This is a genomic window from Alcaligenes sp. DN25, assembly GCF_023674485.1.
Taxonomy (GTDB): Bacteria; Pseudomonadota; Gammaproteobacteria; order Burkholderiales; family Burkholderiaceae_B; genus Alcaligenes; species Alcaligenes phenolicus.
Window position 1 is genome coordinate 582,227 of sequence record NZ_CP098408.1, and the last position, 23,572, is coordinate 605,798.

At 58.1% G+C, this 23,572-nt stretch carries 24 protein-coding genes and 1 riboswitch; of the genes, 10 read left to right on the top strand and 14 right to left on the bottom strand.

What is annotated here, in order from left to right:
• Window positions 1-92: 92 nt before the first annotated feature.
• From hslU to NBV64_RS02690, 5 genes are all read right to left on the bottom strand, one after another.
• Complete coding sequence (hslU, locus tag NBV64_RS02670) at window positions 93-1,430, bottom strand: ATP-dependent protease ATPase subunit HslU (protein ID WP_009462616.1); 1,338 nt, start codon at window positions 1,428-1,430, stop codon at window positions 93-95.
• Between the two features lie 17 nt (window positions 1,431-1,447).
• The gene (gene hslV, locus NBV64_RS02675) at window positions 1,448-1,981 is read right to left on the bottom strand and encodes an ATP-dependent protease subunit HslV (protein WP_009462614.1); all 534 of its coding nucleotides are present in this window, start codon (window positions 1,979-1,981) and stop codon (window positions 1,448-1,450) included.
• Window positions 1,982-2,321: 340 nt separating this feature from the next.
• Window positions 2,322-2,759 (bottom strand): RNA polymerase-binding protein DksA, encoded by a 438-nt coding sequence (dksA, locus tag NBV64_RS02680; RefSeq protein ID WP_026484112.1) that lies wholly within the window; start codon window positions 2,757-2,759, stop codon window positions 2,322-2,324.
• A gap of 82 nt (window positions 2,760-2,841) precedes the next feature.
• Entirely contained in the window at window positions 2,842-3,942 is a 1,101-nt protein-coding gene (locus NBV64_RS02685; RefSeq protein ID WP_009462610.1) for a CobW family GTP-binding protein, read from the bottom strand.
• Between the two features lie 199 nt (window positions 3,943-4,141).
• Window positions 4,142-4,633 carry a Fur family transcriptional regulator gene (locus tag NBV64_RS02690; protein ID WP_009462608.1) on the bottom strand — a complete coding sequence of 164 codons (492 nt, stop codon included), beginning with the start codon at window positions 4,631-4,633 and terminating at the stop codon, window positions 4,142-4,144.
• A gap of 234 nt (window positions 4,634-4,867) precedes the next feature.
• On the opposite strand from NBV64_RS02690, the gene NBV64_RS02695 reads away from it, so the two are divergent.
• The 3 genes from NBV64_RS02695 to NBV64_RS02705 are packed head-to-tail and all read left to right on the top strand — an operon-like array spanning window position 4,868 to window position 7,538.
• Complete coding sequence (locus NBV64_RS02695) at window positions 4,868-5,590, top strand: metal ABC transporter ATP-binding protein (protein ID WP_009462606.1); 723 nt, start codon at window positions 4,868-4,870, stop codon at window positions 5,588-5,590.
• On the top strand, window positions 5,590-6,489 hold the full coding sequence (locus NBV64_RS02700; protein WP_031232761.1) for a metal ABC transporter permease: 900 nt from the start codon (window positions 5,590-5,592) through the stop codon (window positions 6,487-6,489). The genes NBV64_RS02695 and NBV64_RS02700 overlap by 1 nt, the downstream gene beginning before the upstream one ends.
• Window positions 6,489-7,538 carry a metal ABC transporter substrate-binding protein gene (locus NBV64_RS02705; RefSeq protein ID WP_250756638.1) on the top strand — a complete coding sequence of 350 codons (1,050 nt, stop codon included), beginning with the start codon at window positions 6,489-6,491 and terminating at the stop codon, window positions 7,536-7,538. The genes NBV64_RS02700 and NBV64_RS02705 overlap by 1 nt, the downstream gene beginning before the upstream one ends.
• A 1-nt stretch (window position 7,539) precedes the next feature.
• Here NBV64_RS02705 and NBV64_RS02710 read toward each other — a convergent pair whose 3' ends face one another.
• From NBV64_RS02710 to NBV64_RS02730, 5 genes are read right to left on the bottom strand one after another with little or no spacing between them, the layout of a single operon-like run.
• Window positions 7,540-8,580, bottom strand: coding sequence for a tyrosine recombinase XerC (locus tag NBV64_RS02710; protein WP_009462602.1), 1,041 nt, complete (start codon window positions 8,578-8,580; stop codon window positions 7,540-7,542).
• Window positions 8,568-9,245, bottom strand: coding sequence for a DUF484 family protein (locus NBV64_RS02715; RefSeq protein WP_250756639.1), 678 nt, complete (start codon window positions 9,243-9,245; stop codon window positions 8,568-8,570). Before NBV64_RS02715 ends, NBV64_RS02710 begins: the two co-directional genes overlap by 13 nt.
• A gap of 2 nt (window positions 9,246-9,247) precedes the next feature.
• Complete coding sequence (dapF, locus tag NBV64_RS02720; protein ID WP_250756640.1) at window positions 9,248-10,171, bottom strand: diaminopimelate epimerase; 924 nt, start codon at window positions 10,169-10,171, stop codon at window positions 9,248-9,250.
• A gap of 8 nt (window positions 10,172-10,179) precedes the next feature.
• Entirely contained in the window at window positions 10,180-11,070 is an 891-nt protein-coding gene (locus NBV64_RS02725) for a lysophospholipid acyltransferase family protein (RefSeq protein WP_009462598.1), read from the bottom strand.
• The gene (locus NBV64_RS02730; RefSeq protein ID WP_250756641.1) at window positions 11,067-11,921 is read right to left on the bottom strand and encodes a lysophospholipid acyltransferase family protein; all 855 of its coding nucleotides are present in this window, start codon (window positions 11,919-11,921) and stop codon (window positions 11,067-11,069) included. The genes NBV64_RS02725 and NBV64_RS02730 overlap by 4 nt, the downstream gene beginning before the upstream one ends.
• Window positions 11,922-12,158: 237 nt before the next feature.
• Here NBV64_RS02730 and metK point away from each other — a divergent pair, with 237 nt between their 5' ends.
• The 4 genes from metK (at window position 12,159) to metF (ending at window position 16,308) form a co-directional block, all read left to right on the top strand.
• Window positions 12,159-13,322, top strand: coding sequence for a methionine adenosyltransferase (metK, locus tag NBV64_RS02735; protein ID WP_009462596.1), 1,164 nt, complete (start codon window positions 12,159-12,161; stop codon window positions 13,320-13,322).
• A gap of 204 nt (window positions 13,323-13,526) precedes the next feature.
• Window positions 13,527-13,619, top strand: a riboswitch (S-adenosyl-L-homocysteine riboswitch).
• Window positions 13,620-13,693: 74 nt separating this feature from the next.
• Window positions 13,694-15,091, top strand: a complete 1,398-nt coding sequence (ahcY, locus tag NBV64_RS02740) for an adenosylhomocysteinase (RefSeq protein ID WP_026484121.1) — start codon at window positions 13,694-13,696, stop codon at window positions 15,089-15,091.
• Between the two features lie 42 nt (window positions 15,092-15,133).
• Window positions 15,134-15,472: a phage holin family protein gene (locus NBV64_RS02745; protein ID WP_009462594.1), complete on the top strand. Its 339-nt coding sequence runs from the start codon at window positions 15,134-15,136 to the stop codon at window positions 15,470-15,472.
• Window positions 15,469-16,308 (top strand): methylenetetrahydrofolate reductase [NAD(P)H], encoded by an 840-nt coding sequence (gene metF, locus NBV64_RS02750; RefSeq protein ID WP_021447042.1) that lies wholly within the window; start codon window positions 15,469-15,471, stop codon window positions 16,306-16,308. The genes NBV64_RS02745 and metF overlap by 4 nt, the downstream gene beginning before the upstream one ends.
• A gap of 143 nt (window positions 16,309-16,451) precedes the next feature.
• Here the strand turns inward: metF and NBV64_RS02755 are convergent, their stop codons facing one another.
• Window positions 16,452-17,081, bottom strand: a complete 630-nt coding sequence (locus tag NBV64_RS02755; RefSeq protein ID WP_250756642.1) for a 5-formyltetrahydrofolate cyclo-ligase — start codon at window positions 17,079-17,081, stop codon at window positions 16,452-16,454.
• Here NBV64_RS02755 and NBV64_RS02760 point away from each other — a divergent pair.
• Both NBV64_RS02760 and NBV64_RS02765 read left to right on the top strand, forming a co-directional pair.
• Window positions 17,080-19,182, top strand: a complete 2,103-nt coding sequence (locus NBV64_RS02760) for a lytic transglycosylase domain-containing protein (protein ID WP_250756643.1) — start codon at window positions 17,080-17,082, stop codon at window positions 19,180-19,182. The genes NBV64_RS02755 and NBV64_RS02760 overlap by 2 nt on opposite strands.
• Window positions 19,183-19,193: 11 nt before the next feature.
• Window positions 19,194-20,336 (top strand): tRNA nucleotidyltransferase/poly(A) polymerase-related protein, encoded by a 1,143-nt coding sequence (locus tag NBV64_RS02765; protein ID WP_250756644.1) that lies wholly within the window; start codon window positions 19,194-19,196, stop codon window positions 20,334-20,336.
• 222 nt (window positions 20,337-20,558) lie between these two features.
• Here NBV64_RS02765 and NBV64_RS02770 read toward each other — a convergent pair whose 3' ends face one another.
• Window positions 20,559-21,773, bottom strand: coding sequence for a class I SAM-dependent methyltransferase (locus NBV64_RS02770; RefSeq protein ID WP_250756645.1), 1,215 nt, complete (start codon window positions 21,771-21,773; stop codon window positions 20,559-20,561).
• 4 nt (window positions 21,774-21,777) lie between these two features.
• On the bottom strand, window positions 21,778-21,999 hold the full coding sequence (locus NBV64_RS02775; RefSeq protein ID WP_009462588.1) for a hypothetical protein: 222 nt from the start codon (window positions 21,997-21,999) through the stop codon (window positions 21,778-21,780).
• Window positions 22,000-22,118: 119 nt separating this feature from the next.
• On the opposite strand from NBV64_RS02775, the gene NBV64_RS02780 reads away from it, so the two are divergent.
• A complete protein-coding gene (locus NBV64_RS02780) occupies window positions 22,119-22,688 on the top strand; it encodes a class I SAM-dependent methyltransferase (RefSeq protein ID WP_250756646.1) in 570 nt (189 codons plus the stop codon).
• Window positions 22,689-22,773: 85 nt separating this feature from the next.
• On the opposite strand, the gene NBV64_RS02785 is transcribed toward NBV64_RS02780, so the two are convergent.
• Window positions 22,774-23,556, bottom strand: coding sequence for a sulfite exporter TauE/SafE family protein (locus NBV64_RS02785; RefSeq protein WP_250756647.1), 783 nt, complete (start codon window positions 23,554-23,556; stop codon window positions 22,774-22,776).
• Window positions 23,557-23,572: the final 16 nt, after the last annotated feature.

Here is a 23,572-nt window from a genome sequence, read left to right on the forward strand (position 1 = left end):
GCCTGATGCCGTGTTGGATGTGGTCTGCAAGCGAAATGTAAAAAAAGGGGCAGAGAAATCTGCCCCTTTTTCATGTCCGATCGAAGTCAGGCTTACAGCACGTAGCGCGCCAGATCCTGGCTGGCTGCGGTTTCCTGCAGCTGTCTGTTCACGTAGTCCGCATCAATGACCACGTTTTGCTCACCGTGGCTGCCAGCGCTGTAGGACAGCTCTTCCAGCAGTTTTTCCATGACGGTGTACAGGCGACGGGCACCAATGTTTTCGGTACGCTCGTTGACCTCAAAGGCCAGCTCGGCCAGACGCTGGATACCGTCGGGACGGAAGTCCAGTTGTACGTCTTCGGTGCCCAGCAAGGCTGCGTATTGCTTGGTCAACGAAGCGTCGGTCGTGGACAGAATCTGTACAAAATCCTGGGCGCTCAGCGATTCCAGTTCCACACGGATGGGGAAGCGGCCTTGCAGTTCAGGAATCAGATCCGATGGGCGGGACAGGTGGAACGCACCCGAGGCAATAAACAGGATGTGGTCGGTACGTACCACCCCGTATTTGGTGGTGACGGTGGTGCCTTCTACCAAAGGCAGCAGGTCGCGCTGCACACCTTGGCGGGACACATCGCCGCCGCTGCCCTGGCTCTCGCCTCGCGCCGTGATCTTGTCGATCTCGTCCAGGAACACGATGCCGTTCTGCTCGGCATTGGCCACTGCAGCAGTGCGCAAATCGTCTTCATTGACGCGACGGGCCGCTTCTTCTTCGGTCAGTTGCTTGAAGGCTTCCTTGACCGTCAGCTTGCGGGCTTTGGTCTTTTCCTGACCCAGACCGGAGAACATGCCGCGCAACTGCTCGGTCATCTCTTCCATGCCGGGAGGGGCCATGATTTCCATACGAGGCATGGCCTGGGCCATCTCGATTTCAATCTCGGTATCGTCCAGCTTGCCTTCACGCAGGCGCTTGCGGAACACCTGGCGGGCAGAGTTATCCTCGCGTTGGGGTTGGCCGTGGGCATCGCGCGAAGGGGGCACCAGCACGTCCAGAATACGGTCTTCAGCGGCTTCCTCGGCCTGGGTGCGCACACGGCGCATTTCGATTTCGCGGGTTTGCTTGACCGAAATATCCACCAGATCGCGAATGATGGTTTCAACGTCGCGGCCTACATAGCCCACTTCCGTGAACTTGGTGGCTTCGACCTTGATGAAAGGCGCGTTGGCCAGCTTGGCCAGACGACGGGCGATTTCGGTTTTACCCACGCCGGTGGGGCCGATCATCAGAATGTTCTTGGGGACGATCTCGCTACGCAGGGGCTCGGCAACCTGCTGGCGGCGCCAGCGATTGCGCAGGGCCACGGCCACGGAGCGCTTGGCCTTGCCCTGGCCAACGATATGCTTGTCCAGTTCGGAGACGATCTCTCCGGGAGTCATATTAGGTGTAGACATGGTGGTGTATCCGGCTGTCAGAGTGTTTCGACGATATGGTTCTGGTTGGTGTAGATGCACAGATCACCTGCGATCTCCAACGATTTCTTGACGATGTCGGCGGGAGCCATATCGGTGTTTTGCAGCAAGGCCATGGCGGCAGATTGGGCATAGGAGCCGCCCGAGCCGATGGCGGCCAGGCCATGTTCGGGTTCGAGCACGTCGCCATTGCCGGTCAGCACCAGCGTGTGCTCCTTGTCCGCCACCAACAGCATAGCTTCCAGACGGCGCAGAACGCGGTCGGTGCGCCAGTCGCGCGTCAGTTCGACGGCGGCGCGCAGCAGGTTGCCCTGGTGCTTTTCCAGCTTCGCTTCAAAGCGCTCTTGCAAGGTGAAGGCGTCAGCCGTCGCACCGGCAAAACCGGCCAGGATGCTGTCATTGTACAAACGGCGAATTTTGCGGGCCGTGCCCTTGATGACGATATTGCCCAGGGTGACCTGACCATCGCCGCCAATGGCGACCTGATCTCCGCGGCGTACACAGACAATAGTAGTGGCGTGAAATTGTTCCATGATTTCCTTCCTTTAAGGTTCCCATCTGGGGGCCGGGCAAGAAATTTCAAGCGCATGACAGCAGGAAGTTTTTGCCGACTGAGGGTCGTGCCTGGTAACCGGGCTGAAACAGGGTGGCTTCCCTTGGCAGGGGCTGTTGCAGGGGTTCTCGTATGTCGCCTGGCTTCTTGGCGTGCAAGCAGCCTGTTGGCCTGCTAGCGGTAGACGCAGCCGGCTTTTTTGAGCCTGCTTATTTTCAGCAGCGTACACAAGTGGGTTGGATCGAGTTGGGTGACCCACAAAAAAGCCCGCCAGAATGATCGGGCGGGCTTTTTATCAGGGTGATAGGCCTTGCCGCCTATCAATCCCCAAACATCTTTTGACGCTTCTCGCGACGCTCCTGGGCTTCCAGAGACAGGTTAGCCGTTGGGCGTGCCAGCAAACGTGGCAGGCCGATGGGCTCGCCGGTTTCCTCACACCAGCCGTATTCGCCCGAATCGATCAGGGCGATGGACTGTTGCACTTTCTTGAGCAGTTTGCGTTCGCGGTCGCGGGTACGCAGCTCCAGAGCGTGTTCTTCTTCGATCGTGGCACGGTCAGCCGGGTCAGGAACGAACTGGGTTTCACGCAGGTTTTCCGTTGTAGCACCCGCGTTGGCCAGAATGTCTTGCTCCAGCTGGCGCAAGCGATGCTTGAAAAACTCCAGCTGGGCGGCGTTCATGTAGTCTGACTCAGGCATCGCCAAAAGCTCCTGCTCGGTCAGCAGGGTTGTAGTACTGTCATGTGACTTAGTTGCCATGATGCTTACCTCTTGTTGACGTCTGGGAGCCTGTAACTGTCGTCACGCGCAATCGCTCCGCATTTACTGAATAATTATTAATTCAAACCAGGCAATTCTCCAGGCCCTGGGTGAATATGTCTTGTGGCAATTTGCGGCCAATAAAGACCAGCTTGGTGCCCTTTTTATCTTTGGCCAGCCAGGCATTGCCAGGCTCGGCGCTCATCATCATGTGTACGCCCTGAAACAGCATACGGCGATTGATGCCCTTCAGATACAGGATGCCCTTGTAGCGCATCAGATCTGGTCCAAATACCTGGACAATGCCCGACAGGAAATCTTCCAGACGCTCGGGGTCGAAAGGACGGTCCGAACGGAACACGAAAGCCCCGATTTCGTCATTGTGAGCTGCGTGCTCGTGGTGGTGATGATGGTGATCGTGTCCGCAGCCCGGACCGCACTCGCCTTCGTCGCCGTGGGCATGATCGTGGTGGTGATCATGGCCGTCCGCCGCATCGGGGTGTTGCTCTGCCAGGAATTGAGGATCAATGTCCAAAATGGAATTCAGGTTGAAACCGCTGACTTCCAGCAAATCCTTGATGTCGGTTTCACCGAAGTGAACCGGCGTAATCGTGGCTCGCGGGTTGATGCGGATCAGACGGGCACGCAGGGCCTCGTAATCCACATCGTTGACCAGATCTTTTTTGGAGATCAGCAGGCGGTCCGCAAAACCAACTTGTTTTTGAGCTTCTTCTTGCTGGTCCAGTGTGGCCATGCCGTGTTTGGCATCCACGACCGTGATGACCGCGTCCAGCCGATAGTAGTCGGCAATATCATCGTCCATGAAGAAGGTCTGGCAGACCGGGCCGGGGTTAGCCATGCCGGTGGTCTCGATGATGACGCGCTCGAACTTCAGTTCGCCTGCCTGGCGGCGAACGCGCAAATCATTCAGGGTGCGCATCAGGTCACCACGCACGGTGCAACATACGCAACCATTGCTCAGCTCAACGATTTCTTCTTCGGAGTCCTGCACCAACAGTTCGTTGTCGATACCTTCCGGCCCGAATTCGTTCTCGATGACGGCAATGCGTCGACCGTGATATTCGCTCAGGATGCGCTTGAGCAGCGTGGTTTTACCAGCGCCCAAAAAACCAGTCAGAACAGTGACTGGAACCATGTTGTTCAGATCTGATGCCGCGTTCATAAACATGCCTCGCAGTGGCGGGCGAAAGGTACAAGGCACGGCACCAACCGCGGCTTCCTGCACCCATCTGCTCCGCACGAAAACAACGTGCGATTACATCACAGCCTTGCCTGTTGGGCAAACGGTGATCTGTAAAAATTCACAGAGGTTTGCCAATAGATCGGGGAATATATACCGATTGGCGGCAAAATACCACGTTTTAGGGGGCAGATAAGGGTTTTCGCTCGTTTTTAGCTGCAACGCAACGTTGGCACAGGCCGCGCAGTTCAGTTTCGTGGCCGGACAGGGCAAAGCCCGCTCCGCGCACACAGTCGGCCAGCCTTTGACTCAGGTCCGGAGCGCACAGCTCCACCACGGTGCCGCACTGGGTGCAGACAATCAGCAAGTCGTGCGGGTGGCCGCCGGCATCCACACAGGCCGTCCAGGCATTGACGGCATCCAGGCGGTGGATCAGGCCTTCTTCCGTCAGAAAGTCCAGGGCGCGGTAAACGGTAGGGGGTTTGGCGCCGGGCTGGAACTCGCGAACCAGATCCAGCAGTTCGTAGGCGCGCAAACTGCGCTGGGCCTGAATCAGGATTTCCAGCACCTGGCGGCGAATTGAAGTCAGCCGTTTACCGCGTTCCAGACAAAGCTGTTCAGCGGTAGCGAGCTGATCTTCAATGGCGTTGGGCGTAAGAATATGTACAGGCATGGCGCTTGATGAGGTGTTTGTTATGTTATAACATCTTTGGAGAAATTAAATTCCCAATCTAGCCGCATTATCCCTGTTTCATGTCCTGTTCTCAATTTTCCTCGGCTCCCCGTAGTCCGGCACCCCGCCGTTCGCTCCTGCTGGCTTCGGCCGGGCAGCGCGTACTGGGCGCTTTGTGCGTGTCAGCAGTCCTGTGGTTGCTGACCACCTGGGCATTGGGTGCGTGGTAGAGGCATGAGTTCACACCAAACCTTGATCGAGCTTGACCATGTGGCGCTGGGCTGGAAAGACAAGATAGCCTTGCGCGACATCAGCGGCTGTTTCAAACGCGGTTCGCTGACGGCCATTGTGGGGCCAAATGGGGCGGGCAAATCCACCTTGTTGAAAGGGCTGACAGGGCAGATCAATCCCCTGAAAGGGCGCATTGCCGTCGATAGCGGTTTTCTGGATCAGTTGGCCTTGTTGCCGCAAATGGGCGATCTGGATAAAAGCTTCCCTGTGACAGTGCATGACCTGGTGGCCATGGGAGCCTGGAAGCGCGTGGGTGCCTGGGGCGGATTTCCCAAGGCAGAACATGAACGTATTGGCCATGCGCTGGAGCAGGTGGGGCTGGCCGACTTTGCGCGTCGCTCCATTGGCACTTTGTCGGGTGGGCAATTACAGCGAGCCCTGTTTGCCCGCATGATCATGCAGGACGCCCAGATATTGTTGCTGGACGAGCCTTTTGCTGCGGTGGACCGTGCAACCTCGGACGAATTGATGAACCTGATTCTGGACTGGCACAAACAGGGCCGTACCGTGATGGCCGTGCTGCATGATCTGGATATGGTGCGTAGCTGTTTTCCGCAAACCGTGCTGCTTGCCGGGCAGGTGGTGGGCTGGGGTGAGACCGAGGCGGTGCTGACGCCGGAGAACCTGCATCTGGCTCGCCATTTGTGCGCGGGGGACTACCTATGATGGCGCTGATTGATGTGCTGTTTGGCCCCTTCATGGACTTTGGTTTCATGAAGCGCGCACTGGCTGGTTCTTTCGCCCTGGCTGCAGCGGCCGGACCTTTGGGGGTATTCCTGGTGTTGCGCCGCATGAGCCTGATGGGCGATGCCATGGCACATGCCATCCTGCCCGGTGTGGCGGTTGGATTTCTGACGGCGGGCCTGTCTTTAAGCGCGATGGCCATAGGCGGCATGATTACCGGCCTGGTTGTCGCCTTGCTGGCCGGACTGGTGGCCCGCCTGACACCACAACGGGAGGACGCCAGTTTTGCGGCCTTCTACCTGGTATCCCTGGGGCTGGGGGTGCTGCTGGTGTCCTTGCGCGGCTCCAATATGGATTTGATCCATGTGCTGTTTGGCACGGTGCTGGGCCTGGATGATGCCTCCTTGCTGCTAGTGACCAGCAGCACGACGGTTACGCTGATTATTCTGGCTTTGGTATTCCGGCCTCTGGTGCTGGAGTGCATGGACCCGATCTTTTTGCGCACGCAAGGCGGGCGCGGTTCCGTCGTCCATATGTTGTTCTTGTTCATGCTGGTCATCACGCTGGTGGCTGGCTTCCAGGTGCTGGGAACCTTGATGGTGGTGGGGATCATGATGCTGCCCGCTGCCTCGGCCCGATTCTGGGTGTATTCCGTTGGTCGTCAGATGCTGGTGGCGGCCTTGCTGGGCATGATCAGCGCCTATCTGGGCCTGCTGTTCTCGTACTACTACAACGTGCCTGCTTCGCCCGCGATTATTTTGGCAGCCGGCGCCTTCTATTTTCTTTCTATCACCTTTGGCCCCCAAGGCGGTTTGCTGCGTGCTTATTCCCAATGGCGTGCACGGCGTCGGCGCATGGCCTCTCTCTTGGAGCACGATTGATGAAAATGCGAGACATTTACTCAGGCCGCACGGTGCTGGCCCTGGGCTTGCTGGCGGCCAGCCTGTCGGTGCAGGCGGAGCCTTTGCGTGTGGTCAGCAGCTTCTCGATTTTGAACGATATGGTCAAGGAGATAGGCGGCGACAAGGTTATGGCCAGCACGATTGTGCCCGCCAATGGGGATGCCCATTCGTTTGAGCCGCGTCCCAGTGATGCAAAGACCTTGGCTAACGCGCAACTGCTGGTGATCAATGGTCTGGAGTTCGAGACCTGGTTGCCACGCTTGCAGCAGGCAGCAGGCTATAAAGGGCCGCAAGTCGTGGCGACAGAAGGTATTACGCCTTTGGCATTTGAAGGTGGCGGACACGAGGATCATGCTGGTCATGACCATGACCATGACCATGACCATGACCATGACCACGGTCACGACTCCGAACCTGAGCATGCCCACGACCATGAGCAGACCCACGCCAAAGAGGATACACAGTCCCACGGCGGGCATGACCATAGTCATCAGCACGGCAGCCAGGACCCCCACGCCTGGCAAAGCCTGGGCCTGGCACAGATCTATGTTCGTAATATCAGCAAAGGTCTGGAGCAGGCTGATCCGGCCAATGCCGAGTACTACCAGCGTCGCGCCAAGGATTACGCACAGCGCATTCAGGAGATGGACGATTCCATCAAAACCCGCCTGCAGGCGGTGCCGGTAGAAAAGCGCAAGGTCATTACCTCGCACGATGCTTTCTCTTATATGGGCAAGGCTTACGACATCCGTTTCATTCCCTTGGTGGGGGTATCCAGCCAGGCGGAGCCTTCAGCCCGTGATATTGCGCAGATCATCCAGCAAGCGCGTAGCGAGCAGATTCAGGCCATTTTTGTGGAAAACACGGTCAGCGCAAAACTGGTCGAGCAAGTGGCACGGGAGACCGGCGCCAAAGTCGGCGGCACCTTGTATTCCGATGCTTTGGGAGCCCCAGGCTCGGGCGTGGATACCTACCTGGGCATGATGCGCTCGAACACAGACCAGTTGGTCAAGGCCTTGCAGCCCTGATTCACTCCTCCGGCTTGTCACTGGCCCGGTTCTTGCGTTGTGCCCGAGGATGGGCCTGATCGTAAGCCTGGGCCAGATGCTGGAAGTCCAGACGGGTATAAATCTGAGTCGTGGAAATATTGGTATGACCCAATAGTTCCTGCACCGCCCGCAAGTCTTGTGCTGATTGCAGCAAATGGCTGGCAAAGCTGTGACGCAAGCTGTGCGGGTGGACATGCACTGGCAGGCCGCTGGCGCGGGCATAGTTTTCCAGTTCTTGCTGCACCACGCGTGGGTGAATGCGGGCTCCACGGGCACCCAGAAACAGGGCCGCGCTGGCATCTGCGCTGGTCGCCAGTGATGCCAAAGCCGGGCGCTTTTCCAGCCACTGCTGCAAGGCATGCAGCGCTTTCTCCCCGACAGGCAGGCGGCGCGTCTTGCCGCCTTTGCCACTGACCACCAGCTCACGATCATCCAGCAGTAACCAGCTCTTGGACTGATAGTGCGCGTCCTGGTGATAGTGCGTGTCCAGGCTGACCAGCTCGGACAAACGTAGTCCGCTGGAATAAAACAATTCAAACATGGCCTGATTGCGCCAGCTGACCGGGTCGTCCTGAATGGGGGCGGTGGGGCGGTCCAATAGCTGCTGGGTCTGGTCTACGGACAAGGCCTTGGGCAGAGGGCGGCCTATCTTGGGTGCCTTCAGGCTGGCTGCAGGGTTCAAGGGCCAACCCAGTTCTTTAGTGCGCGCTTGATAGTAGCCACGCCAGGCTGCCAGAATGCGGGCCAGGCTGCGTGGTGCCAGGCCCTGCGCATGCAAGCGGGCGGCAGCCTGTCGCAACTGGCTTTGAGTCAGTGTGTCGGGGTCTGTACCTGGGTACTGCGCCAGCAAGTGGCGCAAATCATTACGGTACGCACTAAGGGTGTGTTCCGAATAGCGTTTTTCGTGGCTTAGTTGATGCAGCCAGCTTTGCATGGCCGGGCTGAGGGCCTGGGGGGCGGCTGGCTGCTTTTGAGGCGTGTCCCCAGAAGGGGAGTGATCTTGTTTTTTCAGGCCGGACATTCGCTTTGATCAACACTGCTGGGCTTGTACAAACGCTGCAGGGCGGCGCTGCACAATTCGCCAATGCCTTCCAGAAAGTCCGTACCCATATCGGCCGTAAAACGCGTGGCTTCAGGCGAGCCCAGAACCAGCAGACCAAACAGGGTGTTCGACTCCGGAAACGTCAAGGGCACAATGGCCACCGATTGCGCGTCTTGCTGCAAATCGGCCAGGAACTCCTGTTCGCGTCGGACGCCGCAATAGGGATTGATCAAGGTGTAGGCCCAGCTGACCAGCGCGTCGTCAGCCAGCACTTCGTCCGGATTCCAGCAGTGCAGGCGGACAACGGGCATTTCAAAAATGCGCTCCAGGCTGCTGCAGATAAGAGCGGGGAGGGCACCGGGATCGGACTCGGCCAGCATCTGGCAGTTCCATTGATGTAGTTGACGCGAGATCTTTTCATTGCCACGAGCATTGGCGACCAGTGTGGCCAGTTGGCGCTCGGTTTTCTTGCCGCGCTCGCGCAGCAGCATGATCTGGCGCTCGCCCAGTGAAATAGCGCGGCTTTGATGGGGGTGCGGCACCATCAGTTTGGAAAAAACATCGGCATGCGCGTCGAAGAAATCAGGGTTGGCTTTCAAAAACTGGGCCACTTCCACGGCGCTAAGGCTGTTGGGGGTATCCATGTCTAGAAGGTTTCCTTTCTGGCTAGGGACGCACACAGTGCATCTATATCGACTTGTCCGGTAAAGACGGTTTGGGCCGGGCCGCTCATGCGTAGCGCCTGTCCGTCCCATTCAATGCGCAGACTGCCTCCACGAGTATCAACGACAACCGGGCTTTGGAGCAATCCCCGCCGTATGCCTGCCACCACAGCCGCACAAGCGCCTGTGCCGCAGGCCAGGGTCTCACCGGCGCCGCGCTCGTAGACGCGCAGCTTGATGTGATGGGCGTCCAGAACCTGCATGAAACCGGCGTTGACCTTCTGAGCAAAACGCGGGTGAGATTCGATGAAGGGGCCGACGCTGGCAACCGGCGCCTGCAGCACATCGTCTACCACCTGCACGGCGTGCGGATTGGAGATGGACACCAGCGACAGGGCGACAGGTTCGGCTTGATCGGGTACGGGCAGAAGCCACAGCGTATCTTCGCCCTGAGCTTTCTGTTCCAGCCCGCTAGGGTCAAAAGCGACATCGGCAGGGGCAAATCGGGTGGTGCCCATCATGACATCCACGCCAAGCTCCGGATCGTCATTCAAACTGATGATGCCGGTACGAATTTGTGCTCGTAAAGGGTTGGCCGAGGACAGGCCTTGTTCGTGTACGAAGCGGACAAAGCAGCGAGCGCCGTTGCCGCAATGTTCGACCTCGCCACCGTCAGCGTTGAATATGCGGTATCGGAAATCCGCGCCGGGTTCGGTTGCGGCTTCAACCAGCAAGATCTGGTCCGCCCCAATGCCAAAGTGACGATCCGCCAGCGCGCGGGCGCGTTCGGGGGTCATTTCAATGCTTTGCCTGACACCATCCAGCATGACAAAGTCATTGCCCGCGCCGTGCATTTTGCTGAAACGCCAAAGCGAGGAAGCGGGCTGGGGTGTGGTGGGGCTGTGCATGATGGGGCCTAGTAGATGCCGGGTTGACCTTCAGGGCGGGTTTTGAAGCGTCGATGTACCCAATAATACTGCGGCGGGTCTTCGCGCACATATTTTTCGATCAGGGCATTCATGCGTTCCGTGGCTTCTTCCAGGCTGCCTTCACCCGGAAAGTCGGACATGGGTTCCAGCACCTGAATATGGTAGTGACCAGTCTCGGCGTCCACGCGGGAAATGACCGGAATCACCAGCGCGTCCTGGTTGCGTGCGATCTGGGCTGTGGACAAGAGCGTGGCCGCCGGGACATTGAAAAAGGGCACAAAGGCCGAGCCCTTGGTGCCGAAGTCCATATCAGGCAGGTAATAAATCGGCTGGCCCTTTTGCAGCGCACGCATCAGACCGCGAATGCCGTCTTTGCGAGAAATCAGCGGGACGGAGGAGAAGCGGCTACGGCCTTCGTACATCAGGCGATCCACATGGGGGTCGCGTTGGGGAGTGTAAAAGGCAACCAACGGCGAGATGGACATGGACAGGCGTGTACCCGCCGCATCCATACCCAGAAAGTGAGGCACCAGCAGCATGACCTTGCGACCCTGTTCCAGAGCCTGGGTGATGTGTTCTTCGCCCGTCAGGTGCAGAGTGTTCAGAATAGTGCTGGGCAGACCAAACCAGAGCAGGCCCCGGTCCAGATAGGATTGGGCCAGCAGGCGAAAGTGCTGCTTTTCCCACTCGCGACGGGTGCTCTCGGGCGTGTCTGGAAAGCATAGATCCAGATTGGTACGCACGATATGACGGCGGCGGGAGGCAAAGCGATGCACCAGCCCGCCCAGCACAGCACCCCAACGCTGGCGCGTGCGTACCGAGGCACGGCCAAAGTAGGTGAAAACGGATTTGAGCAGCGGGTAAGAATTAAAACTCATGGGGTGGTATCGCCAGGCAAAGGGGGCGCATCGTGGGGAATCTTGTAGCGGTTATAGCCCCACAGATACTGGGTGGGGAAACGGCGTATCAAGCTTTCCATGGATTCGTTGATCAGGGTGGCCAGTTCCGTCGGGTCTTCGGGCAACGGCTCGGGCAGGCGCAAGGTGTGAATATGCCAGCCGCGCCCTTTAGGCAGGCGCTCGGCAGCGGTCACAATCACAGGCACATTGGACTGACGGGCCAATTTGCCAGCCAGTGTCATGGTCAGGGCAGGGCGACCAAAAAATGGGGCCCACACACCATCGCCACCACTGGGGACCTGGTCGGGCAACATGCCTACCGACTCACCTCGGCGAAACGCGCGAACCAGTTCGCGCACGCCTTTGATATTGGCGGGTACGGCATGCAGGCCTGGCAGCTCACGTGACTCCACCATCAAGGGTTCCAGAAACGCTTGACGAGGCGGGCGGAACAGAACGGTCATCGGATCCACACCGGAAAAGTAGCGCGCAATCATCTCAAAACAGCCCAGGTGCGGGGTCAGGTAGAGTATGCCGCGCCCTTCGGCCAAGGTTGCTTGTACTAGGGGCAGATTGTCGATTGTGCAGTGTTCCAGACAGGCTTGCGGGTGCAGCCATACGCGCGGGGTTTCCACTATCATGGCCCCCGTTTCTCCGGCAGCTTGTCGGAAGAACGCCGGAGAGTTGTAGCCCGCTTGACGACAGTTGCTTTGCAGACGGCGGCGATAGCGTCCGGGAAAGGCGTAAATCAGTCGGCCTATAGCTCTACCCAAGCCATGCAGGACGGGTAAAGGCAGGCGAGCCATCAAGCGCAAAAGAGCCACTAGCATGGGCCAGGCAATCCTTGAAAATGAAGTTTTGCTGAAATAAATACGTATTTTCGCTTAAAATAGATTGTATCGCTGAGTTAAACGACAACTTGCGGAGCGATCGGGCAGCAAGCTGCCCACTATAAACCGCTAAAGCGTCGCGCCCCGTCTATCGTATCCACATCGCTGGCTTCGAGGTGCAACGCAGTTTGTTCAACCTCGTGCTGATTATCAGCCCTTATTCAAGGAAGCTACGCTGTGAACAACAACGACTTTCTCTTTACATCCGAATCCGTTTCTGAAGGCCACCCCGACAAGGTAGCCGACCAGATCTCCGACGCCATCCTGGACGCTATTTTCGAGCAAGATCCTCAGGCACGTGTTGCTGCCGAGACCTTGTGCAATACCGGTCTGGTGGTGCTGGCTGGCGAGATCACCACGCACGCCAACGTGGATTACATCCAGGTTGCCCGTGACACCATCAAGCGCATTGGCTATGACAATGGCGATTACGGCATTGATTACAAGTCCTGCGCCGTTCTGGTGGCCTATGACAAGCAGTCGCCCGATATCGCCCAAGGTGTGGATCGCAGCCCAGAAGAGTTGCTGAACCAGGGCGCTGGCGACCAGGGTCTGATGTTTGGCTACGCGTGCGACGAAACCCCTGATCTGATGCCTGCTCCTATCTGGTACGCCCACCGCCTGGTACAGCGCCAGAGCGAGCTGCGCAAAGATGGCCGTTTGCCCTGGTTGCGTCCTGACGCCAAGTCCCAGGTGACCTTCCGCTACGTGGATGGCCGTCCTACCGAAGTGGATACTGTGGTGCTGTCCACTCAGCACGCGCCTGAGATGTCCCAGAAAGACATTCACGAAGCCGTGATCGAACACATCATTCGTCCATGCTTCCCTTCGGATCTGCTGACCGAGAAAACCCGCTTCCTGGTGAACCCCACCGGCAAGTTCGTGATTGGTGGCCCTCAAGGCGATTGCGGTCTGACTGGTCGCAAGATCATTGTGGATACCTACGGTGGCGCATGCCCTCACGGCGGTGGTGCTTTCTCCGGCAAGGACCCCTCCAAAGTGGATCGTTCCGCTGCCTACGCCGCCCGTTATGTGGCCAAGAACATTGTGGCAGCCGGTCTGGCCCGCCAGTGTCAGGTGCAACTGAGCTACGCCATTGGTGTGGCCGAGCCTATCAATATCACCATCTACACCGAAGGCACAGGCGTGATCCCGGACACCGAGATCGCCAAGCTGGTTCGCCAACATTTCGATCTGCGCCCACGCGGCATCATCGAAATGCTGGATCTGCAGCGTCCCATCTACTCCAAGACTGCTGCCTACGGTCACTTTGGCCGCAGCGAACCCGAGTTCAGCTGGGAAGCTACGGACAAGGCCCAGGCTTTGCGTCAGGCTATCTAAGCGATGTGCAGATAGGCAAAGGCCGCTTGCGGGCGGCGCTTTGCTGCAGTTTGACAGCGTTGTCGGGGCCGGGAAACCAGTCAGCCAGCAACGCTGGGTGGGACGGGCAAGTGCCAGTCTCATGAGAAGAAATTATGATTTTTACCCGTGGGGCTGTCTTCCCAAGATGATCCAAACGGGTACAATCACCCACATTCATTTGCCATCCTCGAGGGGCGTTGCGACAAGACTCACGGTCTTGCCAGGCTCGGGGCATGGATAGGTGGTATCCACCTTGGAGAACGACGCTCACCACGACCTGCATGGCGGGCTGCTGGTGAGAATTCATTTGCTCTCCCTGCAGTCTGCGTGCCGTATAACGGAGCCCGACTGTGACTTTTACCGATTACAAAATTGCCGATATTTCCTTGGCTGAATGGGGCCGCCGCGAGCTGACCATTGCCGAGACCGAAATGCCTGGCCTGATGGCCACCCGCGAGGAATTTGCTGCCTCCCAGCCCCTGAAGGGCGCGCGCATTGCCGGCAGTTTGCACATGACAATCCAGACTGGGGTTCTGATTGAAACCCTGACTGCCCTGGGCGCTGAAGTGCGCTGGGCATCGTGCAATATCTTCTCCACTCAAGATCACGCAGCCGCTGCCATTGCCGCATCTGGCGTGCCTGTGTTCGCCGTCAAGGGCGAAACCCTGGAAGAGTACTGGCAATACGCCCACGACATTTTCGATTGGCCCGGTGAGCAGGCCAACATGATTCTGGACGACGGTGGCGACGCTACCTTGTTGCTGCACCTGGGTGCCCGTGCAGAAAAAGACCTGTCCGTTCTGGACAAACCCGGCAGCGAAGAAGAGCGCGTCATGTTCGCCTCCATTCGTGCCCGTCTGCAAAACGACAAAACCTGGTACTCCACCCGTCTGGCCCAAATCAAGGGTGTGACCGAAGAGACCACCACAGGCGTGCACCGTCTGTACCAGATGGCCAAGAAAGGCGAACTGGCTTTCCCTGCCATCAACGTGAACGACTCGGTGACCAAGTCCAAGTTCGACAACCTGTACGGCTGCCGCGAGTCCCTGGTGGACGGTATCAAGCGTGCTACCGACGTGATGGTTGCCGGCAAGATCGCCGTGGTTTGCGGCTTCGGTGACGTGGGTAAAGGTTGTGCTCAAGCACTGGCCGCCTTGCGCGCCCAGGTTTGGGTTACCGAAATTGACCCTATCTGCGCCCTGCAAGCCTCGATGGAAGGCTACCGCGTTGTGACCATGGAAGAAGCCGCTGACAAGGCTGACATCTTCGTGACTGCCACCGGTAACTACCACGTGATCGACCGCTCGCACATGGAACGCATGAAAGATCAGGCCATCGTGTGCAATATCGGTCACTTCGACAATGAAATTGACGTGGCCTCGGTGGAAGATCTGGAGTGGGAAGAGATCAAGCCTCAGGTTGATCACATCATTTTCCCTGATGGCAAGCGCATCATTCTGCTGGCCAAGGGCCGTCTGGTGAACCTGGGTTGTGCTACTGGTCACCCCTCTTTTGTGATGTCGGCTTCGTTCACGAACCAGACCATTGCACAAATTGAACTGTTCACTCGTGGCGAGAACTACGAAACGGGTAAAGTATATGTACTGCCCAAGCATCTGGACGAAAAAGTCGCTCGTTTGCACTTGAAGAAATTGGGTGTGAACTTGTCGACCTTGTCTCAGGCGCAGGCGGATTACATCAACGTACCTGTGCAAGGGCCATTTAAGGCTGAGCACTACCGCTACTAAAACGCACCGGCGTCTTCGGACGCCTATTCTTGGAGCCCTATCATGACTTTGCTACTTGTCTGGATCCTGAATGCTGTTGCCCTGCTGGTTGTCGCCTACATCCTGCCTGGTATTACGGTTGCCTCGTTTGGCTCGGCACTGATCGCTGCGCTGGTACTGGGCCTGCTCAATACCTTGGTCAAACCTTTGCTGATTGTGCTGACCTTGCCCATCACTATTGTGACTTTGGGCTTGTTCCTTCTGGTGCTCAACGCCTTGGTGTTCTGGTTTGCGGGCTCCATCCTCAAAGGCTTCCAGGTTGAAGGCTTCTGGTGGGCCGTGATTGGGGCGATCGTCTACAGTCTGGTTTCCGGGCTGCTGTCGGGATTGTTAATGAAATGAGCAACAAGCAAACCTTGAGCCTGGAGTTTTTCCCGCCGCGAGATATCGCGGCGCAGGAAAAACTGGTGCGCACCGCCAAGTCCTTGATGGGCCTGAACCCCGCCTATGTCAGCATGACGTTTGGAGCCGGTGGCTCCACCCGTGCTGGCACGGTCGATGCGGTAGCACTGCTGCAAAAACTGGGCTTTGATGTCGCACCGCACTTGTCGTGCATTGGTACGGCGCCCGCGCAGCTTGGCGAGATGCTGGACAATTACCGCGATCAGGGCATACGACGTATCGTGGCCCTGCGCGGTGACTTGCCTTCGGGTATGGGTGGTGACGCGGGCGAACTGCGCTATGCCAGCGATCTGGTGTCATTCATTCGTGAAAACTATGGCGAACACTTCCATATCGAAGTGGCCGCTTATCCCGAGATGCACCCTCAGGCCACAGGCTTTAGCGACGACCTGGGTCACTTTGTGAACAAGGTCAAGGCTGGTGCGCACGGTGCGATCACGCAGTACTTCTTCAACCCGGACTCGTATTTCAGCTTTGTTGAGCGAGCCCAGGCGCAAGGAGTCACGATTCCGATCACACCGGGCATCATGCCCATTACCAACTCGTCCCAGTTGCTGCGGTTCTCGACCATGTGCGGTGCAGAAGTGCCGCGCTGGATTCGCCTGCGACTGGCCGATTTTGGTGATGATCGTGCATCGATTCGTGCTTTCGGTATCGATGTGGTGGCACGCTTGTGTCAGGACCTGCTCGATGGCGGCGCTCCTGGCATTCACATGTACACCCTGAACGGGGCAGATGCGAGCATGGCTATTTTGCCGAATCTGACCTGGCGCTAAGCACTTCGCGTCGCGATAAGAAACCCGCCACATTCATTTGGCGGGTTTTTTCATGGGGAACTGACTAGCCAGCATCTGACCCGGTTTAATCAGCTGCTTGGCAAACAGAGTTGTGGATTAAACAGTTTGTGGTAGCGGGTTACTTATAGTTCCGGAGCGGGCACAGCCCAGCCTTTATCAGTCAGAATACTGTCCAGGCGTTGGTCGTGCGGGGCGGGCTGGTAGGCCTGGCCGGATAAATCGCCCACTGCCCAGGCAATGCCAATGCTGGTAAAAGCGTGGTTTTGTTCTTTCAGCGCCGCCAAGGTCCGGTCGTAGTAACCCTTGCCATACCCTAGACGATCACCCTGTCTGGTGTAGCCCAGGGTTGGGACCAGGACAATATCCGGTTGCATGGTTTTAGTGGAAATGGGGATTTCGATGCCGTAGCGACCCTTTTCCATTTTGGTCTCGGGTGTCCACTCGACAAAGCTCAAAGGGGCATCGGCCTCTTTGACAACGGGCAGACAGACATTGATGCCTTCCTCTTCCACCCATTGAAGCAGCAGTGGGCGCAAGTCCGGCTCCTGGGCCATAGGCCAGAAAGCGGCAATGGTAGTGGGTTCGGTACGGCCCTGTTCACGCAGGCGGCTGCGGTTGGTGGCCAGCCAGGTAAATAGACGGCCCCGTATCAGCAAAGCGCCCCGGTTGGTGTCGATGGAGGGCTGCCCGGCTCGCAGGTCTTTTAGTCGCGTGCGCAGCGCGGCTGCGTTATGCTCTACGTTCTGAATCATGGGTGATTTTCTAAAGGCCGTCACTATGGGTATCAACCAGCTAAAGTACCAGAAAACACCAGCTTGGGGCATGGCATCCATGCTTCCTCGCCCGCCCTTGAGCGCTTTGGTGGTGTTTGCCCTGGGTTTGGTCGGCTGTGCGGGGGCGCAGTCGCCGCAAGCCCAGACTCATTCCCCGGATCCTGCCGTTGCCAAGCAAGCTGTCGCGTTGCAGCCTGCCAAAGAAGCCGTGCGTCGCTGGGATCGAGTCCCGCCTGTGCCGCCAACGGCCCGCCAGGCTTTGATTGACGCCCGTGATGCCATGCAGGCCAAGCGCTGGACAGCGCTCGATGCTCTGGCTCCGGTTGCCGCTAATGATCCTGTTCTGGGTTCTTACGCCGAATACTGGCGCTTGCGCCGGATTTTGCAGGATACGACCACGCCCGTGCCCGATGAGCAAATTCGTTTGTTCCTGAGCGGCAATCAAGACGAATACCTGGAAAATCGCCTGAAGTCCGACTGGATTGTGGCGGCCGCGCGTACCGGCAACTATGCTTTGGTGCGTGAGCTGGCCCCCGTTCACGCCCCTACCTCGGCTGTGAAGTGTGCAGTAGCGTCAGCACAGAACATGGCCGGTCAGCCTGTGGATGTGCAGGACTTGCTGGCGTCGTTCTCTCCAAGCCAGGCCTGCTGGTCGGCACTGGACCAGTTGTACGCCCGTAAAGTGATCAGCAAGAATCAGGTCCGTGATCTGATGCGTGATGCTCTGGAAAATAATCGCACATCCCAGGCCCGCCGCCTGGCTGCGATTATCTTCACTGCGCCGCAAATGAAGGATTACACCGCCTTGATGGCTTCCCCGCAGAAGTGGCTGGATCGTAATGTGAACAACAGTTCGGTCAATCCGGAGCTGGTGTCCTTGGCCTTGTCCCGTCTGGGTCGTGGTCAGCGTGATGCTGCAGCGGCCTATATCGACCGTACCTGGGCCGGCAAAATCCCTCAGGAGAACCTGAATTGGGTGTGGGGCCAGTTTGGTCTGATCAGTGCCTTGCGGGTGGAAGACGATGCGGCCAAATGGTATCGCCGCTCCGGTCGTACCCCCATGACGGATTACAACAATGCCTGGCAAGTGCGCGCCGAGTTGCGTCAGAGCACCATCGAGTGGAAGCATGTCTCTGCCGCCATCGACAAGATGAACGATGCGCAAAAGGCCGAGCCGGTTTGGGTGTACTGGTCGGGGCGTGCCCATGAAGCCTTGGGTCATAAAGATCAGGCGCGTGCCAAGTTCCAGTCCATTGTGGGTGATCTGAACTTCTACGGTCAGTTGGCCACAGAAGAGTTGGGCCTGACACCTTCCTTGCCCCCACAGCCGCAACCTTTGACGCCGCTGGACATGCAGGATGCCCGTACCAATGCGGGCTTGCTGCGTGCGGTGGAGCTGTTCAAGCTGGGCTGGCGTCCGGAAGCGGTACCCGAGTGGAACTTTGCCTTGCGTGGCATGAACGACAGACAGTTGCGTGCAGCAGCCGAGTTTGCGCGCGAGCAGCATATCTACGATCGCGTGGTGAATACCTCCCTGTTGACCAAGAACGAGATCGACTTCAGCCAGCGCTTTATCGCGCCCTTTGAAGGCCGCGTAACTGAGCAGGCCAAGTCCATCAATCTGGACCCGGCCTGGGTGTATGGCCTGATCCGTCAGGAATCGCGCTTTATTACCGATGCGCGCTCGGGTGTCGGGGCATCGGGTTTGATGCAACTGATGCCTGCCACCGCCAAATGGGTGGCCAACAAGATCGATATGCGTGACTTCTCGCCCTCCCGTGTGAACGAGTTCGAGGTGAATACGGTGCTGGGTACCAATTACCTGAATATGGTTCTGGGTCAACTGGATGGATCGCAGGTTCTGGCATCGGCAGGCTATAACGCAGGGCCAGGTCGTCCCCGCCAGTGGCGCTCGCGCTTGAACACTCCGGTAGAAGGGGCCATTTTTGCAGAAACCATTCCTTTTACTGAAACGCGCTTGTACGTGAAAAACGTGCTCTCCAACGCGACCTATTACGCCATGATGTTCAGCGGTCAGCCGCAGTCCCTCAAAGGGCGTTTAGGTACGATCTCGCCTTGATGAGTCCGTCCATGCTTGATAACAGACAGCAAGCAGCTCTGGCGGCCCTGATGGGGCCGCCAGATCCTGTTCTGGACGGTTTGCAGGTCTATGTGGTGGGTGGCGCGGTTCGCGATGCCTTGCTGGGGCTGCCAGCGGGTGACAAGGATTGGGTCGTAGTCGGTGCCCGGCCCGAAGACCTGGCTGCCCGAGGTTTTGTTCCCGTAGGTGGCGACTTCCCCGTCTTTCTGAATCCCCATAGCAAAGAAGAGTTTGCCCTGGCCCGGACTGAGCGCAAGTCGGGCCGTGGTTACAAGGGCTTTACCTTTTACACCGGCACAGACGTGAGTCTGGCGGACGATTTGCGTCGCCGTGATCTGACCATCAATGCCATGGCCGTGGATGCGGCGGGGAATCTGCACGATCCCTTGAATGGTTTGGCGGATTTGCAGGCCCGTCTATTCCGGCATGTGGGCACCGCGTTTAGCGAAGACCCGGTACGCTTGCTGCGTTTGGCACGTTTTGCGGCCCGCTTTACCGAGTTCACCGTGGCCGACGATACCTGGGCTCTGGCACGTGATCTGGTCGAGCAGGGCGAAGTGGACGAGCTGGTGCCCGAGCGCATTTATCTGGAAATAGCCAAAGGCTTGTCTGCCAAGCAGCCCGCTCGCATGTTCGAGGTACTGCGGGAAGTCGGCGCACTAGAGCGTGTCATGCCTGGTTTGAATTACAACGATCAGGTGGGCCACCAAGTGCAGGTCGCTAAAGACAGGCGTCTGGATCTGGCAAGCTGCTTTGCCGTTCTGTGCCATATTTCGGAAGCCCCAGGACAGGTGGCCGAGCAGATTCGTGCTCCTTCTGAATGGCGCGACCAGGCCCGTCTTTTGCCAGTGCTGTTAGCCAGCCCTGCCTTGTTGCAGCCTCGTGCAGACGTGGAATCTGCCTTGCAAGTCATGGAGTCTTTGGATGCCTTGCGCAAACCAGAGCGCTTTACTCAGCTGATCAGTGCGGCGGCCTGTCTGCAAGACGTTCCAGAGCTGGAATGGGACTCTTTGCGAAAGGTGATGGCCAGTGTGGATGCCGGTGCAGTTGCTGCTCGATACAAGGCCGAGCCAGGCAAAATCCGTGAAGCGGTGCGCGCAGCTCGATTGGCAGCTTTGGAGCAGTCTGTTTAGTCTATGTGTGAGCAGCCTGGAGTGCACACTCAGAAAATAAGCGGCTAATAGGCCGCTTATTTTTTTCTGCTGAGTGCGTGTTCGTCTAGGGGGCGGTGTCTCGTGGGAGTGTTCTGGCGCGGTTGCTTCACGTAAAAACGGCAAGGTATATACCCTGCCGTTTGCTGATCTCTGCTTATGGCTCTTGAGGGAAATGCCCTCAGGAAGTTCCTCAAGGCCGCTTTACAGACGCTCGCGTCGATCTCCGCTCATTGTGCCCAGCACTGGGGCTGAAATATCGCGCCCAATAATCAGCACTTTGAACAGTTCGCCCATTTCCGCTTCAGACAGCAGTTTGTTGGCGGCACTCATGGTCTGTGCCCATTGCTGTTGCACGGCGGGCGATGGGTCTTCCGGCGGAGAAGCCAGGAAGTTGGTGATGCCGCAATTCATCAGGAAGCGCGCCTGGCTGGTGTAGCCCAGAACATCCAAACCGGCCTCCAGGGCGGCATCCGCCATGGCAGTGAAGTCCACGTGGGCGGTAATGTCCTGCAAGCCAGCCAGCACCAGCGGCTCGGCATGAGCAAAGTGGCGGAAGTGGCACATCAAGGTGCCTTTGTCACGTTGCGGGTGATAGTACTCGCGCTGCGGAAAACCGTAGTCGATCAAAATAGCCGCGCCCTGCTTTAACCAAGTACCCATGCTGCGCACCCAGGCTTCGGCTTGCAGGTTGATCTCGGATAGGTAGAAGGGCTGCGCTTCCACGCGTTCGGCCACCAGCGAAGCCAGATGGTCGGGAGCCGGGCGGGTAGCCAGGTAGAAAGGCGCTGGCAGGCCCTGGGCTGTGCTGTCGTCTGCTGCAATAACGCCCACTTCCAGCACCTTGCCAGCCACATCAAAGGTGAACAGGCTGGCAGGCATGGCATCCAGAACCTCATTAGCCACCACGCAACCCTTGAAGCTGTGTGGCGTGCTGTCCAGCCACTGCACTTGTGCTCGCAGGGGGGCCAGACGCTCTTGCTGACGCGCACGCAAATCAGGCGATACTTCCAGAATTGAATACTGCGGCTCGATACCTTGCTTGCGCAGCTCCGTAATCAGCGCTTGGGCCAAAGCGCCGCTACCCGCGCCGAACTCCAGAACGGACAGGGATTGGCTGCCTTCCAGTACTTCCATGACCTGACGGCTCAAGGTCTGAGCAAACAGGGGAGAGAGTTCGGGGGCCGTCGTAAAGTCGCCCGTTGGCTGATTGCTGCCAAACTTGGTGCTGCCGCCGGTGTAGTAGCCCAGATGGGGGGCGTACAGCGCATGGTGCATCCATTGGTCGAATGGCAGGAAACCGCCTTCATCGGCAATGCGGTCCAGCAAGTAATCGTTAACCTGTGCGACGTGTTTCTTCAGTTCCTCGGACAGGGGAGGCAAACCGTGTGGCAGGGCAGGGGCGGACAATACGTTCATGGCGTCAGTTGGGCTTGTCGTTAGGTGTCTCGGAAGAAGCCGGGGCGGCGCTCTTGGCGCTGGCTTTCTTGGCCTGGGTCACTTGGTGCAGGGTGCGGATCATGCCCACCAGCATCCCGATCAGGATGGAGGTGGCAGCGGCCAGGATGAAGTTGCCGTAGACAAACCATAAAGGCAGGCACAGAACGGCCATCAGCAATATGGGTTTTTGCAGCAGAACTTTCATACACCCTCAAAAAAATAGCGTGGAATCGGGGCCAATTGTAGCCCAGGCCAGTGCTGTGCTTGAGCTTGCCCACTGCTGCGTTACCATGGGCGTTTTGTCTGCTTAGCAAAGAGGTAAGGATGAACGACAGGGGACAGGCCAGCGCCTGGTTACAGGCATGGGCCCATTTGATTCCGAATCCGGGCACGGTCCTGGATGTGGCCTGTGGTCGGGGGCGCAATGCCCGCTGGTTGGCCGAGCGCGGCAATACCGTGATCGGTGTAGACCGGGACCCGGAAGCGGTGGCAGCGACTTCGCCTTACGGGGAAATTATCCAGACTGATATCGAAAACGGTCCCTGGCCTTTTGCCGGGCGCAAGTTCAATGCTCTGGTGGTGACCAAGTACTTGTGGCGCCCCTTGATGCCGACTTTGCTGGAGAGTCTGGAGCCAGGTGGGGTGCTGGTTTACGAAACCTTTGGGGTGGGCAACGAGCAATACAACACGCCGCGTAATCCGGACTTTCTGTTGCAGCCGGGGGAGCTGCTGCGCTGGTGTGCGGACCTGGATATCGTGGCGTATGAGCATGGTTTCCGGGCCGATCCGGACCATATTGTTCAGCGCATTGTCGCCGTGCGTCCGCGTGAGGGCGGCTCTTTCAGCGATTACCGTCTGAATCCGCAAGACGGTGGTGGCAGTATCTGCGAGTAAAGTATGTGCAGTTTTGAGCCAAGCGCAGCGCTTGGCTCAAAGCCATGTATCCGTTGTTGCTTGAGCGCGCGTATCGAATCGCGGCTTAAAACAGATAGGTACGTGCCAGCATGGACAGGGCCACAACAGCGGTCAGGATGCTGAAACCCTGTTGCAAGCGCACAGAAGGAATATGAGGGGCTAGTTGTCGGCCTATCACCATGCCGCCCATGGCCGAGGCTACAAATACCCAGCCGCTAAGGGGAATCTCCGCCCCGTGTGCCAGACTCATGGCCGAAGCGCTCAGGGAGATCAGGGCGATCAGCATCAAGGATGTAGCCACAATGCTATGCATGGACAGGTCGCTGAAACGTTTCAAGGCAGGCACGATCAGAAAGCCGCCGCCCACGCCCAACATGCCTGAAAACAAACCCGCTACCGCACCAATTGAAGCCAAGGTGGCCGTGCCTGCTGGTGTCCAGCGCAGGCGGCCGGTTTCCGGGTTCAGACAACAGGGTGTAAGAGCATGGGCCGTTGCCGCCGGACGACGCAGCATTTTGGTGGCAATCCACAGCATGATGGCGACAAACAGCGTTACCAGCACTTTTTCCGGCAAGGCATGGCTGATGCGTACGCCCAAAGACGTGACCAAAGCGCCTGTAACGGCCATGAACATGGCAGCTCTATAGCGCACGATATGCTTGTACAGACCATCCAGCGCGCCGACCAGAGCGGCGGCGCCTACAGCCAGCAAGGCCACTGGCGTGGCCGCCGTCATGCTGTAACCCATGCCCAATACCAAAGCGGGCACGGCCAAAATACCGCCACCCGCGCCAGTCAGGCCCAGCGACAGGCCAGTCAGAATTCCCAGGATGATTGCAAGCGCCATAAGCCATATGGCGTGA

What these genes read in the sequence shown, in the direction of transcription:
- NBV64_RS02700 (WP_031232761.1), top strand. Translation starts at nt 5,590, where the DNA reads ATGGCGCTGATTGATGTGCTGTTTGGCCCCTTCATGGACTTTGGTTTC.
- NBV64_RS02690 (WP_009462608.1), bottom strand. Translation starts at nt 4,633, where the DNA reads ATGCCTGTACATATTCTTACGCCCAACGCCATTGAAGATCAGCTCGCT.
- dapF (WP_250756640.1), bottom strand. Translation starts at nt 10,171, where the DNA reads ATGCACAGCCCCACCACACCCCAGCCCGCTTCCTCGCTTTGGCGTTTC.
- dksA (WP_026484112.1), bottom strand. Translation starts at nt 2,759, where the DNA reads ATGGCAACTAAGTCACATGACAGTACTACAACCCTGCTGACCGAGCAG.
- NBV64_RS02695 (WP_009462606.1), top strand. Translation starts at nt 4,868, where the DNA reads ATGAGTTCACACCAAACCTTGATCGAGCTTGACCATGTGGCGCTGGGC.
- NBV64_RS02780 (WP_250756646.1), top strand. Translation starts at nt 22,119, where the DNA reads ATGAACGACAGGGGACAGGCCAGCGCCTGGTTACAGGCATGGGCCCAT.
- hslV (WP_009462614.1), bottom strand. Translation starts at nt 1,981, where the DNA reads ATGGAACAATTTCACGCCACTACTATTGTCTGTGTACGCCGCGGAGAT.
- NBV64_RS02775 (WP_009462588.1), bottom strand. Translation starts at nt 21,999, where the DNA reads ATGAAAGTTCTGCTGCAAAAACCCATATTGCTGATGGCCGTTCTGTGC.
- hslU (WP_009462616.1), bottom strand. Translation starts at nt 1,430, where the DNA reads ATGTCTACACCTAATATGACTCCCGGAGAGATCGTCTCCGAACTGGAC.
- NBV64_RS02785 (WP_250756647.1), bottom strand. Translation starts at nt 23,556, where the DNA reads ATGGCGCTTGCAATCATCCTGGGAATTCTGACTGGCCTGTCGCTGGGC.
- NBV64_RS02770 (WP_250756645.1), bottom strand. Translation starts at nt 21,773, where the DNA reads ATGAACGTATTGTCCGCCCCTGCCCTGCCACACGGTTTGCCTCCCCTG.
- NBV64_RS02705 (WP_250756638.1), top strand. Translation starts at nt 6,489, where the DNA reads ATGAAAATGCGAGACATTTACTCAGGCCGCACGGTGCTGGCCCTGGGC.
- NBV64_RS02710 (WP_009462602.1), bottom strand. Translation starts at nt 8,580, where the DNA reads ATGTCCGGCCTGAAAAAACAAGATCACTCCCCTTCTGGGGACACGCCT.
- metF (WP_021447042.1), top strand. Translation starts at nt 15,469, where the DNA reads ATGAGCAACAAGCAAACCTTGAGCCTGGAGTTTTTCCCGCCGCGAGAT.
- NBV64_RS02715 (WP_250756639.1), bottom strand. Translation starts at nt 9,245, where the DNA reads ATGGATACCCCCAACAGCCTTAGCGCCGTGGAAGTGGCCCAGTTTTTG.
- NBV64_RS02745 (WP_009462594.1), top strand. Translation starts at nt 15,134, where the DNA reads ATGACTTTGCTACTTGTCTGGATCCTGAATGCTGTTGCCCTGCTGGTT.
- NBV64_RS02755 (WP_250756642.1), bottom strand. Translation starts at nt 17,081, where the DNA reads ATGATTCAGAACGTAGAGCATAACGCAGCCGCGCTGCGCACGCGACTA.
- NBV64_RS02685 (WP_009462610.1), bottom strand. Translation starts at nt 3,942, where the DNA reads ATGAACGCGGCATCAGATCTGAACAACATGGTTCCAGTCACTGTTCTG.
- NBV64_RS02765 (WP_250756644.1), top strand. Translation starts at nt 19,194, where the DNA reads ATGCTTGATAACAGACAGCAAGCAGCTCTGGCGGCCCTGATGGGGCCG.
- NBV64_RS02730 (WP_250756641.1), bottom strand. Translation starts at nt 11,921, where the DNA reads ATGCTAGTGGCTCTTTTGCGCTTGATGGCTCGCCTGCCTTTACCCGTC.
- NBV64_RS02725 (WP_009462598.1), bottom strand. Translation starts at nt 11,070, where the DNA reads ATGAGTTTTAATTCTTACCCGCTGCTCAAATCCGTTTTCACCTACTTT.
- NBV64_RS02760 (WP_250756643.1), top strand. Translation starts at nt 17,080, where the DNA reads ATGGGTGATTTTCTAAAGGCCGTCACTATGGGTATCAACCAGCTAAAG.